Below are 14061 nucleotides of genomic sequence, written 5' to 3'. Positions count from 1 at the left end.
TTGTGGCGGCCGTCGGACCGCCATGACCCTCTGGGTTGCGGTGGCCGTCAGATCCCCACATCCATCATCGGCTGCTGACCGCTGCCAAAACTCAGATACTCAATCAACTCCGCCAACGGCAACGGTTTGCTGATCAGATACCCCTGCACCTGATTACACCCAAACCCGCGCAACAGACTCAGCTGCTCCGGCGTTTCCACCCCTTCGGCGACCACTTCGAGATTGAGGTTGTGAGCCAGGTTGATCATCGCATGCACCAGTTTGCGATTTTCTTCGCGCTGTTCCATGCCGCCGACAAAGCTCTTGTCGATCTTCAGCAAGGCAATCGGCAGGCTGTTGAGGTGCACGAACGAAGAGAATCCGGTGCCGAAGTCGTCCAGGGAGAAGCGTACGCCCAGGCGCCCCAGGGCATCCATGGTCTGTTTCACCAGATCGCTGCGGCGCATGACCGCGGTTTCGGTCAGCTCGAACTCCAGCCACTGCGCCTCGACGCCGCGCTCGGCAATCAGCCGGCTCAGGGTCGACAGCAATTGGCTGTCCTGAAACTGGCGGAACGACAGGTTGATCGCCATGTGCAACGCCGGCAAACCCCGTTCGCGCAGCGCCTGCATGTCCCGCAAGGCGCGGGAAATCACCCAGTAACCGAGGGGCACGATCAAACCGCTTTGCTCGGCCAGCGGCACGAATTCGCTCGGTGGCAGCAAGCCGCGTTCCGCATGCCGCCAGCGCACCAGGGCTTCGAGGCCGACGATCTGCCCGTCCGCGAGGTTCAGTCGTGGTTGGTAGTGCAACTCCAGCTCATCGCGACGCAAGGCCCGGCGCAGCTCACTTTCGAGGTCAGCCATGCTGCGGGCATTGCGATTGATGCGCTCATTGAAGATGTGAAAGGTGCAGCCCTGTGTGCTCTTGGCCTGCTGCATGGCAATGTGCGCGTGCCACATCAGCGGGTCGGCACCGGCCTGGGCCCGGGCATGGGCAATACCGAGGCTGGAACCGATCAGCAGGCTTTCGCCGTCGATCCAATAGGGCTCGGCCAGCGCTTCGGTGATGCGTTCGGCCATCCACTCGGCGCGTTCGGGCGCGCGACGGGTGTCGATCAACAAGGCAAACTCATCGCTGCCCAACCGCGCCAGCTGATCGCCGGCTTCGAGTTGGCTTTTGAGCCGAGCGACCACTTGCAGGATCAATCGGTCACCGGCCTGATGACCGAGGGAGTCGTTGGCATGACGGAAGTTGTCGAGGTCGAGGTGGCCGAGCGCCAGGCCGCGGCCTTCGTTTTCCGCCAGGCGCGCTGCCAGCAAGGTCTGGAACCCCTGGCGATTGGCGATGCCGGTCAGCGGGTCTTGCTCGGCCAGGCGCTGCAGGGTGTTTTCCAGCAGGCCGCGCTCACGCACATGGCGCAGGCAACGGCGCAGCATGCCCGCATCCAGCAGATCGCGCACCAGCCAGTCGCTCACACCATCGGGCGGCGACAGCGGCTCATGTTCGAGCAGCAATACCGTCGGCAGATTGCAACGACCCGGCAGAGGCGCAAGCGCCGGGATCGTCAATAACACCGCGCTGCGGTTGTCATCGAACAGACGGCTGACCGACTCCCAACTCGGCGCACTGATCAGCACGACCGAGCTCCCCATCGGAGCCAGACACTCGCGCAACAACGCCGCCCACTCCGGCTCTTCGGCCAGCAGCAGCAAACGCAAGGGTTCGACGGGCGTAGACAAGCTGGCTCCCCAGACTCTGCAATGATGTAGGCGGCGGGCATTATGCAGCGCCGGTCATCAATGACCAAATGACATCGGTTGTTACGCAACCATGAACTCGAATGTCGAACCCTGGTCGCAAATTCACCGCGCATCCTGCGCGAAAGTAACAAAACCGGCAATCGGCGAAAGCGCACTGCGTCACAAGTCGGAGAGAGCAGCACAATTCGCTGAGCCTGTTAAAATGCCCGCCCATTTCGCAAACGACTCCCTTATTTCGTATGTCCCGACTCAATCCCCGGCAGCAAGAAGCCGTGAGCTACGTCGGCGGCCCTCTTTTGGTGCTCGCCGGCGCGGGCTCCGGCAAGACCAGCGTGATCACGCGCAAGATCGCGCACCTGGTCCAGAACTGCGGCATTCGCGCCCAGTACATCGTCGCCATGACCTTTACCAACAAGGCCGCGCGCGAGATGAAGGAACGGGTCGGCACCCTGCTCAAGGGCGGCGAAGGCCGCGGCCTGACGGTGTGCACCTTTCACAACCTGGGCCTGAACATCATCCGCAAGGAACATGTTCGCCTGGGCTACAAGCCGGGCTTTTCGATCTTTGACGAGACCGACGTCAAAGCCTTGATGACCGACATCATGCAGAAGGAATACTCGGGCGACGACGGTGTCGACGAGATCAAGAACATGATCGGCTCTTGGAAAAACGACCTGATCCTGCCGCCCGAAGCCCTGGAAAATGCGCGCAACCCCAAGGAACAGACCGCCGCCATCGTCTATACCCACTATCAGCGCACGCTCAAGGCGTTCAATGCGGTGGACTTCGACGACCTGATCCTGCTGCCGGTAAAACTTTTTCAGGAACACGCCGACATCCTGGAAAAGTGGCAGAACAAAGTCCGCTACCTGCTGGTGGACGAATACCAGGACACCAACGCCAGCCAATATCTGCTGGTGAAGCTGCTGATCGGCACCCGCAACCAATTCACCGTGGTCGGCGACGATGACCAGTCGATCTACGCCTGGCGCGGCGCCCGCCCGGAAAACCTGATGTTGCTCAAGGACGATTACCCGTCCCTGAAAGTCGTCATGCTCGAGCAGAACTACCGCTCCACCAGTCGCATCCTGCGCTGCGCCAACGTGCTGATCTCGAATAACCCGCACGAGTTCGAAAAGCAGCTGTGGAGTGAAATGGGGCACGGCGACGAGATCCGGGTGATCCGCTGCCGCAACGAAGACGCCGAAGCCGAGCGCGTGGCCGTGGAAATCCTCAGCCTGCATTTGCGCACCGATCGGCCGTACAGCGATTTCGCGATCCTGTATCGCGGTAACTACCAGGCCAAGTTGATCGAGCTGAAGTTGCAGCATCACCAGGTTCCTTACCGATTGTCCGGCGGCAACAGCTTTTTCGGACGTCAGGAAGTGAAAGACCTGATGGCTTACTTCCGCCTGATCGTGAACCCGGATGACGATAACGCCTTCCTGCGGGTGATCAACGTCCCACGCCGGGAAATCGGTTCGACCACGCTGGAAAAGCTGGGCAACTACGCCACCGAGCGAAAAATCTCGATGTACGCCGCCACCGACGAAATCGGCCTGGGCGAACACCTGGATGCCCGTTTCACCGATCGCCTGTCGCGCTTCAAGCGCTTCATGGACAAGGTTCGCGAGCAATGCGCCGGCGAAGACCCGATCTCGGCGCTGCGCAGCATGGTCATGGACATCGACTACGAAAACTGGCTGCGCACCAACAGCTCCAGCGACAAGGCCGCCGACTACCGCATGGGTAACGTGTGGTTCCTGATCGAGGCGTTGAAGAACACGCTCGAGAAAGACGAAGAAGGCGAGATGACTGTCGAAGACGCCATCGGCAAACTCGTGCTGCGCGACATGCTGGAGCGTCAGCAGGAAGAGGAAGACGGCGCCGAAGGCGTGCAGATGATGACCTTGCACGCCTCCAAGGGCCTGGAATTTCCCTACGTGTTCATCATGGGCATGGAAGAGGAAATCCTCCCGCACCGCTCCAGCATCGAAGCCGACACCATCGAGGAAGAACGCCGCCTGGCCTACGTCGGGATTACCCGTGCGCGCCAGACCCTGGCCTTCACCTTCGCCGCCAAGCGCAAGCAATACGGCGAGATCATCGACTGCGCGCCGAGCCGCTTCCTGGATGAGCTGCCGCCGGACGACCTGGCCTGGGAAGGCACCGACGACACCCCCGTTGAAGTCAAAGCCGTCCGTGGCAATACCGCATTGGCGGATATACGCGCGATGTTAAAGCGCTAAAATTGACTACTTTTTAACCAGCCCTGGACGCACAGGCGTCATTAGAGGAACGCTTCATGGAAGCACTGCACAAGAAAATCCGCGAAGAAGGCATCGTGCTTTCCGACCAGGTCCTGAAAGTCGACGCCTTTCTGAACCACCAGATCGACCCGGCCCTGATGAAGCTGATCGGCGATGAATTTGCCTCGCTGTTCAAGGACTCGGGCATCACCAAGATCGTCACCATCGAGGCCTCGGGCATTGCCCCGGCGATCATGACCGGTCTGAACCTCGGCGTGCCGGTGATTTTCGCGCGCAAGCATCAGTCCCTGACCCTGACCGAAAACCTGCTGTCGGCGACCGTCTACTCGTTTACCAAGCAGACCGAAAGCACCGTGGCGATCTCCCCGCGCCACCTGACCAGCAGCGACCGCGTGCTGATCATCGATGACTTTCTGGCCAATGGTAAGGCGTCGCAAGCGCTGATTTCGATCATCAAACAGGCCGGCGCTACCGTCGCGGGTTTGGGAATCGTGATCGAGAAGTCGTTTCAGGGTGGGCGTGCGGAGCTGGATGCGCAGGGTTATCGGGTTGAGTCGTTGGCTCGCGTTCAGTCGCTGGTTGGCGGCGTCGTGACCTTCATCGAATAAAGCCCTCACACCGCACCCCCTGTAGGAGCTGGCTTGCCAGCGAAAGCGGTGTGTCAGTCGACACATGTATTAACTGACCCACCGCCTTCGCTGGCAAGCCAGCTCCTACAGGGGTTTGAGTGGGCGGTTATTGCGCAGTGGCCTTCAGGCCGGTGAGTAGTAACCGCTGAAACAAATCCTCTTTCATCCCTTGCGGGTCAGTCAGCTGCATCCGTTCCAGATGCCCGGGAAACGCCGACGGCTCTGGCGCATCCAAGGCAGCCTTACCCAACTCCAGAATCTGCGTGAGCTTGAACTTGCTCTTCAACCAATTCAGCGCCCGCAACACATCCCGTTCCACCTCGGTGAAATCACACCCCAGCGGATACTCCGGAAACAGATTCGGATGTAGCGCCTGAATCGCCTGCAAACGCTGCGGATTGTTTTGCGCAAACCGTGGATCGAGGCGGAAGTTCTTCGGCAACTTGCCAACGTTCTGCGCCTGCTCGATCAACCCCGGCTGAAAGCGTGAATCGCTGATGTTCAGCAAGGCCTCGATCACTGCCGCATCCGTCTTGCCGCGCAAATCGGCGATGCCGTATTCGGTCACCACGATGTCCCGAAGGTGCCGCGGGATCGTGCAATGGCCGTATTCCCAGACGATGTTCGAACTGACGTCACCCCCCGACTCGCGCCAGCTGCGCAGTAGCAGCACCGAACGCGCACCTTCCAGCGCATGGCCCTGGGCGACAAAGTTGTACTGCCCGCCCACACCGCTGAGCACCCGCCCGTCTTCCAGCTGATCCGCCACCCCGGCGCCCAGCAGGGTCATGGTGAATACGGTATTGATAAAGCGCGCATCGAGGCGCTGCAGACGCTTGAGCTCTTCCTGACCATAAAGCTCGTTGATGTAGCTGATGCGGGTCATATTGAATTCGAGCCGCTTGCTCTGGGGCAACGCCCGCAGGCGTTCATAAAAACTGCGCGGCCCGAGGAAAAAGCCACCATGCACCGAGATGCCGTCGCTTTGCGCGGCTTCATCCAGGGTGCCGGCATTCGCCTGTTGCTGGGTCGGCACATCGGGGTAGACCTTGCGCCGCACGATCCCGGCATCCGCCAGCACCAGCAAGCCGTTGACGAACATCTCGCTGCAGCCGTAAAGGCCCTTGGCAAAGGGTTCGACGCCGCCTTCACGGTCGATCAGTTGCGCCCACTGGCTGAGATTGATGTCCGCGAGCAATGCCTTGTAGCCGTCATTGTCAGCTTGTCGCGCCAGCAACGCGGCGGTCAGGGCATCGCCCATGGCGCCGATGCCGATCTGCAAGGTACCGCCATCGCGCACCAGCGTGCTGGCATGCAGGCCAATGAAGTGATCCTGAAAACCCACCGGCATGTTCGGCGTGGAGAACAGCGTGGTGCTGTCTTTCTCGTCAATCAACAGGTCGAAGGCATCAATGCCCATTTCCGCGTCGCCGGGCATGTACGGCAAGTCGTTGTGCACCTGTCCCAACAGCAGAATCGTCTCCCCTGCCGCACGGCGCTTGGCGATCATCGGCAACAGGTCGAGGGTGATGTCCGGGTTGCAGCTCAGGCTCAGGCGGTCGGGATGCTCGCTGTGACTGGCCACCAATTGCGCCACCAGGTTCAAGCCGGCGGCGTTGATGTCCCGGGCGGCGTGACTGTAGTTGCTGCTGACGTAATCTTGCTGCGCCGGTGCGCTGTTGAGCAGGCTGCCAGGCTGCAGGAAGAATTGCTGGATGCGAATGTTCGACGGCAGGTTGTCCTGGTGCAGACCCGCAAGGAAATCCAGTTCCGGATAGTCGCCGAACACCCGTTCGATGAAGGGTTCCAGGAAGCGCTTTTGCAGGCCGTCGCCTAACGCCGGGCGGCCGAGGCACAGGGCGGTGTACATGGTCAGTTGCCGTTCGGGCAATTGTGCAATGCGTTGAAACAGCGCGTTGACGAAGTGGTTGGGTTTGCCCAGGCCAAGGGGCAGGCCCATGTGGATATGCGCCGGCAATCGTGCCAACACGTCATCGACCGCCTGCTCGATAGAACACAGCTGCACCATCTGATCCTCCCTTACGTTCCGTGAATGGGGTTGGACCGGACTTGCCGGGCCTTTGCTGCAAAGAATAGTCCCAAGGGCAAATCGCAGGCACAAAAAAGCCGCTCGCAAGCGGCATGATGTCCACTGTAGGAGCGAGCTTGCTCGCGATGGTCGGTAACGATGACGCGTGTTAACTGGTTAACCGCGGCGGTCTTGAATCCATCGCGAGCAAGCTCGCTCCTACAATTCGTTTGTAAGCGGCTTTTTTGCGAATGATGAAGCCTTACTTCAGGCCGGACATCTTCTGGATGGCGCCCTTGAGGTCGTCATCGGAGCAATCGGCGCAGGTGCCTTTAGGCGGCATCGCGTTGATCCCGGAGATCGCCTTTGCCAGCAAACCATCAAGACCGCCTTCCTTCTTGGCGCGCTCGCCCCAAGCGGCGGCATCGCCAACTTTCGGCGCGCCCAACAGGCCGGTGCCGTGGCAAGCATTGCAATGTTTCGCAATCACCGAGTCTGGAGTCTTGGCATCACCGCCACCCGCAGAAGCGGCCACTTCCATGCCCTTGCACTCTTGCCCCTGAACACAAACCTTGCCGACTGGTTCAAGGCGTTTTGCAATATCGTCGTTAGTCGCAGCTTGCGCGCTGACTGCCCATAGGGCCAATACGGTTGCTGGTGCAGCCAGCATTTTCATAATTAGATTCACGCGTTCACCCTCAATGGTGGCTAGTCACGCCCACGGCCACGGTTCGCAGGCGGGCGCAAGTATAACGGTAAGCCCGCCACACTGAAACAACCCCAAAGTCGAAGGGGTCTTGTCGTGCAGCGGAAAAACAGTCCGGGCACCTCCGCCATGCTGGCAGGGCGCCTCTTTTGTTAAAAGTTCGCGGGTGTAGCTGCGCTGATTAGTCGCGCCGGCGCATCGAACGGATTGCGAAAACGATGCGGCTTGGTGCTTTCAAAGTAGTAGCTATCGCCGGCTTCGAGTACAAAAGTTTCCAGCCCGACCACCAGTTCCAGTCTGCCTTCGAGCAAAATCCCGGTTTCCTCGCCCTCGTGGGTGAGCATCTCGTCACCGGTGTCGGCGCCTGGCGGATAGATTTCATTGAGGAAGGCGATAGCCCGGCTCGGGTGGGCCCGGCCGACCAGCTTCATGGTCACTGCGCCATCGGAAATGTCGATCAGCTCGTTAGCCTTGTAGACGATCTGAGTCGGTTTTTCCTGCAGGATCTCTTCGGAAAAGAACTCGACCATGGACATGGGAATCCCGCCCAGTACCTTCCTCAGCGAACTGATCGAGGGGCTGACGCTGTTCTTCTCGATCATCGAAATGGTGCTGTTGGTGACACCCGCCCGTTTGGCGAGTTCACGCTGGGAAAGGCCCTTGAGCTTACGGATGGATTGCAGTCGTTCACCGACGTCCAAGCTTGCGCCTCCAGGATTCAGGTTATTGGAATATTGAGCGTTATCATGGCGACAGCGTTCAGTATTTACAACACTTTGGCCTGAATCCTGTGCGGCGAGGCGACTTTCGGTCCGGGGTGCCTTGGGCTAAACCCCGGAATAGAGCTTCGGCACCCGGTGCAGGTTGCAGAATATCTGGTAAGGAATCGTGTCGGCGGCCTTGGCCACGTCGCTGGCGAGGATATTTTTGCCCCACAATTCCACGGTCGAACCCAGGCCCGCTTGCGGCACATCGGTCAAATCGATGCAGAGCATGTCCATTGACACCCGCCCGATCAATTGGCTGCGCTGGCCGGCGACCATCACCGGGGTGCCGGTCGGCGCCTGACGTGGATAGCCATCGGCGTAACCCATGGCCACCACGCCAACGCGCATCGGTTTGGCGGTGATGAACTTCGCGCCATAACCGATCGGCTCGCCGGCCGGCAGTTCACGCACGCAAATCACTTTCGATTCGAGGGTCATCACCGGTTGCAGGCGTGATGCCACGGCATTGGCTTCTTCGAAGGGTGTAGCACCATAGAGCATGATGCCCGGGCGCACCCAATCACTCGGAATCTGCGGCCAACCGAGCACCGCCGGCGAGTTGCGCAGGCTGACCTCGGCGGACAAGCCCTGGCGCGCGGCTTCAAAGACGGCCACTTGCTCGGAGCTGGCTGGACTGTGCAGCTCATCGGCCCGGGCGAAGTGGCTCATCAGCACGATCTTCGCGACCTTGCCGCTGGCCAGCAACCGTTGATAGGCCGCCTGATAATCCTTCGGATGCAGGCCGACCCGGTGCATGCCCGAATCGAGCTTGAGCCAGACCGTGATCGGCTTGCTCAGTGCGGCCTTCTCGATGGCGTCAAGCTGCCACAGCGAATGCACCACGCACCAGAAGTCATGCTCGATGATCAGCGACAGCTCATCGGCTTCGAAAAAACCCTCGAGCAGCAACACCGGCGCACGAATGCCGGCGGCGCGCAGCTCCAGGGCCTCTTCGATGCAGGCCACGGCGAACCCGTCCGCCTCGGCTTCCAGTGCCTGGGCGCAACGCACTGCGCCATGGCCATAGGCATCGGCCTTGATCACCGCGAGGGCGCGGGCACCCGAGACTTCACGGGCGATCTGGTAGTTGTGACGCAGGGCTTGAAGGTCGATCAGGGCACGGGCAGGACGCATGGCGGCAGACTTCTGGTCGGTCAATGGGAAGAAAAACCGGCGCTGGCTGAGGGTATAAACCGCCTGCAGCGCCGGGAGAGGGATCGTTCCGAGCTACTCCTTTCAGAGCAGTTACTTCAGAGCCATCACGGCAGAGCCGCTACAACCGACAGCTCCACCAGGATTTGCGGTTCGCACAGCTTTGATTCAACCGTCGCGCGAGCCGGTGCGACGCCTTTTGGCAGCCACTTGTCCCAGACCGCATTCATGCCTTCGAAGTGCGCTTCAATGTCTTTCAGGTAGATCGTCACCGACAACAGACGGCTCTTGTCGGTCCCGGCCAAGTCCAGCAAACGCTCGATGTTGGCGAGGGTTTCACGGGTCTGCTGTTCAATCCCGGCACTCATGTCGTCGCCGACTTGCCCTGCCAGATAGACGGTGCCGCTGTGGACAACGATCTGGCTCATGCGCTCATTGGTGAGCTGGCGCTGGATTGACATGTTTTGCGGACTCCTGGGTTTTGCTTCCATAACGGGAAATATCGAGGCCTTCGGCGCTGATCTGCGGCGTTTTCTTCGCCATCAGGTCAGCCAGCAAACGACCGGAGCCGCACGCCATGGTCCAGCCGAGCGTGCCGTGACCGGTGTTCAGGAACAGGTTCTTGAACGGAGTGGCGCCAACGATCGGCGTGCCATCCGGTGTGGTCGGACGCAGGCCGGTCCAGAAACTCGCCTGGGTCAGATCGCCGCCCTGAGGATAGAGGTCATTGACGATCATCTCCAGGGTTTCGCGTCGACGCGGGTTCAGCGACAGGTCAAAACCGGCGATTTCAGCCATGCCGCCCACGCGGATACGGTTGTCGAAACGGGTGATCGCGACCTTGTAGGTCTCGTCGAGGATAGTCGAAGTCGGCGCCATCGCCGGGTTGGTGATCGGCACAGTCAAGGAATAACCCTTGAGCGGATACACCGGCGCCTTGATGCCCAGCGGCTTGAGCAGTTGCGGCGAGTAGCTGCCCAGCGCCAGTACATAGCGATCGGCGGTTTCCAGCTTGCCGTCGATCCAGACACCATTGATGCGATCACCGGCGTAGTCGAGGCGCTGAATGTCCTGTTCGAAGCGGAATTCCACACCCAGCTTGGTCGCCATTTCGACCAGACGGGTGGTGAACATCTGGCAGTCGCCAGTCTGGTCGTTCGGCAGGCGCAGGGCACCGGCGAGGATGTCGGTGACGCTGGCCAGCGCCGGCTCAACCCGGGCAATGCCGGCACGGTCGAGCAGTTCGAACGGCACGCCGGACTCTTTCAGTACGGCGATGTCTTTCCAGGCGCCGTCGAGCTGAGCCTGGGTACGGAACAGTTGGGTCGTACCGAGGCTGCGGCCTTCGTAGGCAATGCCGGTTTCGGCGCGCAACTCGTCGAGGCAGTCACGGCTGTACTCGGACAGACGGACCATGCGCTCCTTGTTCACCGCATAACGGCTGGCGGTGCAGTTGCGCAGCATCTGCGCCATCCACAGGTATTGATCGATGTCGGCGGTGGCCTTGATTGCCAGCGGTGCGTGGCGCTGCAACAGCCATTTGATGGCCTTGAGCGGCACACCCGGCGCGGCCCACGGCGAGGCATAACCCGGCGATACCTGCCCGGCGTTGGCGAAACTGGTCTCCATGGCCGCAGCCGGCTGACGGTCCACCACCACCACTTCAAACCCGGCGCGGGCCAGATAATAAGCACTGGTCGTACCGATGACGCCGCTACCCAAGACCATAACGCGCATTTTCATATCCCTCATCGCGGCTTGCCGCTGACGTTTATTGTTCAGACCGTTGATGCTGGCAGTGTAAAAAAGATTAGCCAGTGCTTTTCACTGTATAAATGCCTATATTTGGCGACAATTCTCGGCAAAAACCCTTTTCACGGAGGCGCATCCCCTATGCGTACCAACACTCAGACCAAACGTGAGCTGGACAAGATCGACCGCAATATCCTGCGGATCCTGCAAGCGGACGGGCGGATCTCCTTCACCGAGCTCGGGGAAAAGGTCGGGCTCTCGACCACGCCCTGTACCGAGCGGGTCCGGCGCCTGGAGCGCGAAGGGATCATCATGGGTTACAACGCGCGGCTCAATCCGCAGCACCTCAAGGGCAGTCTGCTGGTGTTCGTCGAGATCAGTCTCGACTACAAATCCGGCGATACCTTCGAAGAGTTCCGACGCGCAGTGCTGAAACTGCCTCACGTGCTGGAGTGCCATCTGGTGTCAGGGGATTTCGACTATTTGGTGAAAGCGCGGATTTCCGAGATGGCTTCGTACCGCAAACTGCTGGGCGATATTCTGCTCAAGCTGCCCCATGTGCGCGAATCCAAGAGCTATATCGTGATGGAAGAGGTGAAGGAGAGCTTGAATCTGCCGATTCCGGATTGAGGGTCTGACTCAGAGGGATTTGTTGCCTGAGCGGACGCTTTCGCGAGCAAGCCCGCTCCCACAATGGAATGCATTTCAACTGTGGGAGCGGGCTTGCTCGCGAATGAAGGCGACTCGGTTTCCCCTTAGACAAGCACCTGCCGGGTCGACGCCATGTACTCATGAATCTGTTTCTCGACCCGCGGATGAATCAACTCCACCGGCCCGCGCCCATTAGGGCATGGCAAGGTCTTGGTAGTGCCGAACAGCCGACAGATCAACGGCCGCTCGTCATACACGGTGCAGCCGTCAGGCCCCAGGTGGACGCAATTGAGCTCATCCATCGCCGCGTCCTGCTCGGCCCGGGTCTTGCGCGGCAGGCGGGACATTTCTTCCGGCGAGGTGGTCACCGGTCCACAGCAGTCATGGCAACCGGGCACGCACTCGAACGAGGGAATCTGCTGGCGCAGCGTGCGAATTTTCTGGCTGTTGCAGCTCATCGAAGCATTGACCGAATGCGGGATAGACCGGGATTCTGACGCAAAAACCGCGATCCAGACAGCAACAACCGACCAGTGTTGCCCGTAACGGAAGGTCAGGCTTATGCTCCGTCAAATTTTCTATACACCCGAATCAGGAACACGCACATGAATGCCCGTGCTCAGCAACCTGTCCCAAGCCATCGGCACACGGCGTCCTATTACGCCGCCAGCAGTCTGCCGCAGCCTGATCACCCGGTGCTGCAAGGCGACCTGGTGGCCGATGTGTGCGTGGTCGGTGGCGGGTTCTCCGGATTGAACACGGCGCTCGAGCTGGCCGAGCGCGGCCTGAGCGTAGTGCTGCTCGAAGCCCACAAGATTGGTTGGGGCGCCAGCGGGCGCAACGGCGGGCAATTGATTCGCGGCGTTGGCCATGGGCTCGATCAATTCGCCAACGTAATCGGTGCAGACGGCGTGCGTCAGATGAAACTCATGGGGCTGGAAGCGGTGGAAATCGTCCGACAACGGGTCGAGCGTTTTCAGATTCCCTGCGACCTGACCTGGGGTTACTGCGATCTCGCCAACAAGCCTCGCGACCTGGAAGGCTTTGCCGCAGACGCCGAAGAACTGCGCAGCCTCGGCTACCGTTACGAAACCCGGTTGCTGCAAGCCAACGAAATGCACTCGGTAGTGGGTTCCAGCCGTTATGTGGGTGGCCTGATCGACATGGGCTCGGGGCATTTGCATCCGCTCAATCTGGCCTTGGGCGAAGCCGCCGCCGCACAGCAACTGGGGGCGAAACTGTTCGAGCGCTCGGCCGCCACCCGCATCGAATACGGCCCAGAGGTCAAGGTCCATACCCTCCAGGGCTCGGTTCGCGCCAAGACGCTGGTGCTGGGCTGCAACGCCTACCTCAATGATCTCAACCCCGAACTCAGCGGCAAGGTGCTGCCCGCCGGCAGTTACATCATCGCCACCGAACCCTTGAGCGAAGCACTGGCCCACTCGCTGCTGCCGCAAAACATGGCGGTCTGTGATCAGCGGGTGGCGCTGGATTACTACCGACTTTCGGCGGATCGACGTTTGCTGTTCGGCGGCGCGTGTCATTATTCAGGACACGACCCGAAGGACATCGCCGCCTACATGCGCCCGAAGATGCTGGAGGTGTTCCCGCAACTGGCCGGGGTGAAGATCGACTATCAATGGGGCGGGATGATCGGCATCGGTGCCAATCGCCTGCCGCAGATCGGCCGGCTCAAGGATCAGCCGAATGTGTATTACGCCCAGGCTTATTCCGGTCACGGGGTGAATGCCACGCACCTGGCGGGCAAGTTGTTGGCTGAGGCGATCAGCGGGCAGCACAGTGGTGGGTTCGATCTGTTTGCCCGGGTGCCGCACATTACCTTTCCGGGCGGCAAGCATTTGCGGTCGCCGTTGTTGGCGTTGGGGATGTTGTGGCATCGGCTTAAGGAGTTGGTCTGAGGGATTTGTTGCGTTTTTGCGGGCGCCTTCGCTGGAAGCCTGCTCCTACAGGGGGTTGCGTGTGGGTCACAGATCTTCTGTCACGCGCGGTCCCCTGTAGGAGCTGGCTTGCCAGCGAATGGATCTAAAAAACACTGCAAGAATCAGATCCGCCAAAACGGCTTAAGCCCCTCCTCCCGCGCCTGCTCCCGACTCAACCCCACATCCCTGAGTTGCTCCGGCGTGAGCGTGAGCAACGCCTTGCGTGTGTGCAAACGATGCCAGAACAGACCCCAGCGACCCAAGCCGGACGGTGCGTTGCGCAGGATCGTCTCGCATGCTCGGTGATTTTGCCCTGCCGCCAGTTCCTGACTGCGTAACGTCAGTCGCACATCGCTTAAGCCATTCATATTGATCGCTCCTGTTTACTTGGGTCACCAGAGCTTTCATGATGCGTGGACGGCG

At 60.3% G+C, this 14061-nt stretch carries 13 protein-coding genes; 4 read left to right on the top strand and 9 right to left on the bottom strand.

Going from position 1 to position 14061, the window contains the following annotated elements:
* Window positions 1-47 precede the first annotated feature (47 nt).
* A complete protein-coding gene (locus BZ163_RS21805) occupies window positions 48-1721 on the bottom strand; it encodes a bifunctional diguanylate cyclase/phosphodiesterase (protein WP_128872533.1) in 1674 nt (557 codons plus the stop codon).
* A 260-nt stretch (window positions 1722-1981) separates the two neighbouring features.
* Here BZ163_RS21805 and rep point away from each other — a divergent pair, with 260 nt between their 5' ends.
* Window positions 1982-3991, top strand: a complete 2010-nt coding sequence (rep, locus tag BZ163_RS21800) for a DNA helicase Rep (protein ID WP_128872532.1) — start codon at window positions 1982-1984, stop codon at window positions 3989-3991.
* Between the two features lie 56 nt (window positions 3992-4047).
* Window positions 4048-4620 carry a xanthine phosphoribosyltransferase gene (locus BZ163_RS21795; RefSeq protein WP_128872531.1) on the top strand — a complete coding sequence of 191 codons (573 nt, stop codon included), beginning with the start codon at window positions 4048-4050 and terminating at the stop codon, window positions 4618-4620.
* 127 nt (window positions 4621-4747) lie between these two features.
* Here BZ163_RS21795 and BZ163_RS21790 read toward each other — a convergent pair whose 3' ends face one another.
* The 6 genes from BZ163_RS21790 to dadA all read right to left on the bottom strand — a co-directional run bounded on the left by BZ163_RS21790 (window position 4748) and on the right by dadA (window position 11032).
* Complete coding sequence (locus BZ163_RS21790; RefSeq protein WP_128872530.1) at window positions 4748-6670, bottom strand: acetyl-CoA hydrolase/transferase C-terminal domain-containing protein; 1923 nt, start codon at window positions 6668-6670, stop codon at window positions 4748-4750.
* A gap of 262 nt (window positions 6671-6932) precedes the next feature.
* Entirely contained in the window at window positions 6933-7358 is a 426-nt protein-coding gene (locus BZ163_RS21785; RefSeq protein ID WP_305881750.1) for a cytochrome c5 family protein, read from the bottom strand.
* Between the two features lie 170 nt (window positions 7359-7528).
* A complete protein-coding gene (locus BZ163_RS21780; RefSeq protein WP_008150195.1) occupies window positions 7529-8077 on the bottom strand; it encodes a cupin domain-containing protein in 549 nt (182 codons plus the stop codon).
* Between the two features lie 126 nt (window positions 8078-8203).
* Entirely contained in the window at window positions 8204-9277 is a 1074-nt protein-coding gene (alr, locus tag BZ163_RS21775; RefSeq protein WP_128872529.1) for an alanine racemase, read from the bottom strand.
* Between the two features lie 125 nt (window positions 9278-9402).
* Window positions 9403-9756, bottom strand: a complete 354-nt coding sequence (locus tag BZ163_RS21770) for a RidA family protein (protein WP_128872528.1) — start codon at window positions 9754-9756, stop codon at window positions 9403-9405.
* Entirely contained in the window at window positions 9728-11032 is a 1305-nt protein-coding gene (dadA, locus tag BZ163_RS21765; RefSeq protein ID WP_128872527.1) for a D-amino acid dehydrogenase, read from the bottom strand. The genes BZ163_RS21770 and dadA overlap by 29 nt, the downstream gene beginning before the upstream one ends.
* A 156-nt stretch (window positions 11033-11188) precedes the next feature.
* Here dadA and BZ163_RS21760 point away from each other — a divergent pair, with 156 nt between their 5' ends.
* Window positions 11189-11677: an Lrp/AsnC ligand binding domain-containing protein gene (locus BZ163_RS21760; RefSeq protein ID WP_003206849.1), complete on the top strand. Its 489-nt coding sequence runs from the start codon at window positions 11189-11191 to the stop codon at window positions 11675-11677.
* Window positions 11678-11802: 125 nt separating this feature from the next.
* On the opposite strand, the gene BZ163_RS21755 is transcribed toward BZ163_RS21760, so the two are convergent.
* On the bottom strand, window positions 11803-12156 hold the full coding sequence (locus tag BZ163_RS21755; protein ID WP_064680422.1) for a YkgJ family cysteine cluster protein: 354 nt from the start codon (window positions 12154-12156) through the stop codon (window positions 11803-11805).
* Between the two features lie 147 nt (window positions 12157-12303).
* Here BZ163_RS21755 and BZ163_RS21750 point away from each other — a divergent pair, with 147 nt between their 5' ends.
* A complete protein-coding gene (locus BZ163_RS21750; RefSeq protein ID WP_128872526.1) occupies window positions 12304-13617 on the top strand; it encodes an FAD-binding oxidoreductase in 1314 nt (437 codons plus the stop codon).
* A 143-nt stretch (window positions 13618-13760) separates the two neighbouring features.
* Here the strand turns inward: BZ163_RS21750 and BZ163_RS21745 are convergent, their stop codons facing one another.
* Window positions 13761-14006: a DUF1127 domain-containing protein gene (locus tag BZ163_RS21745; protein WP_128872525.1), complete on the bottom strand. Its 246-nt coding sequence runs from the start codon at window positions 14004-14006 to the stop codon at window positions 13761-13763.
* Window positions 14007-14061 lie beyond the last annotated feature (55 nt).

Origin of the sequence: Pseudomonas sp. VI4.1, from assembly GCF_002029345.1 — a bacterium.
Lineage (GTDB): Bacteria > Pseudomonadota > Gammaproteobacteria > Pseudomonadales > Pseudomonadaceae > Aquipseudomonas.
Note: the sequence above shows the minus strand (reverse complement) of the source record. Positions and strands in the feature narration are given on the sequence as shown.

Bases quoted from the DNA above. Each gene is read 5' to 3' on its own strand.
- rep (WP_128872532.1), top strand. From the start codon at position 1,982: ATGTCCCGACTCAATCCCCGGCAGCAAGAAGCCGTGAGCTACGTCGGC.
- BZ163_RS21795 (WP_128872531.1), top strand. From the start codon at position 4,048: ATGGAAGCACTGCACAAGAAAATCCGCGAAGAAGGCATCGTGCTTTCC.
- BZ163_RS21790 (WP_128872530.1), bottom strand. From the start codon at position 6,670: ATGGTGCAGCTGTGTTCTATCGAGCAGGCGGTCGATGACGTGTTGGCA.
- alr (WP_128872529.1), bottom strand. From the start codon at position 9,277: ATGCGTCCTGCCCGTGCCCTGATCGACCTTCAAGCCCTGCGTCACAAC.
- BZ163_RS21770 (WP_128872528.1), bottom strand. From the start codon at position 9,756: ATGTCAATCCAGCGCCAGCTCACCAATGAGCGCATGAGCCAGATCGTT.
- dadA (WP_128872527.1), bottom strand. From the start codon at position 11,032: ATGCGCGTTATGGTCTTGGGTAGCGGCGTCATCGGTACGACCAGTGCT.
- BZ163_RS21760 (WP_003206849.1), top strand. From the start codon at position 11,189: ATGCGTACCAACACTCAGACCAAACGTGAGCTGGACAAGATCGACCGC.
- BZ163_RS21755 (WP_064680422.1), bottom strand. From the start codon at position 12,156: ATGAGCTGCAACAGCCAGAAAATTCGCACGCTGCGCCAGCAGATTCCC.
- BZ163_RS21750 (WP_128872526.1), top strand. From the start codon at position 12,304: ATGAATGCCCGTGCTCAGCAACCTGTCCCAAGCCATCGGCACACGGCG.
- BZ163_RS21745 (WP_128872525.1), bottom strand. From the start codon at position 14,006: ATGAATGGCTTAAGCGATGTGCGACTGACGTTACGCAGTCAGGAACTG.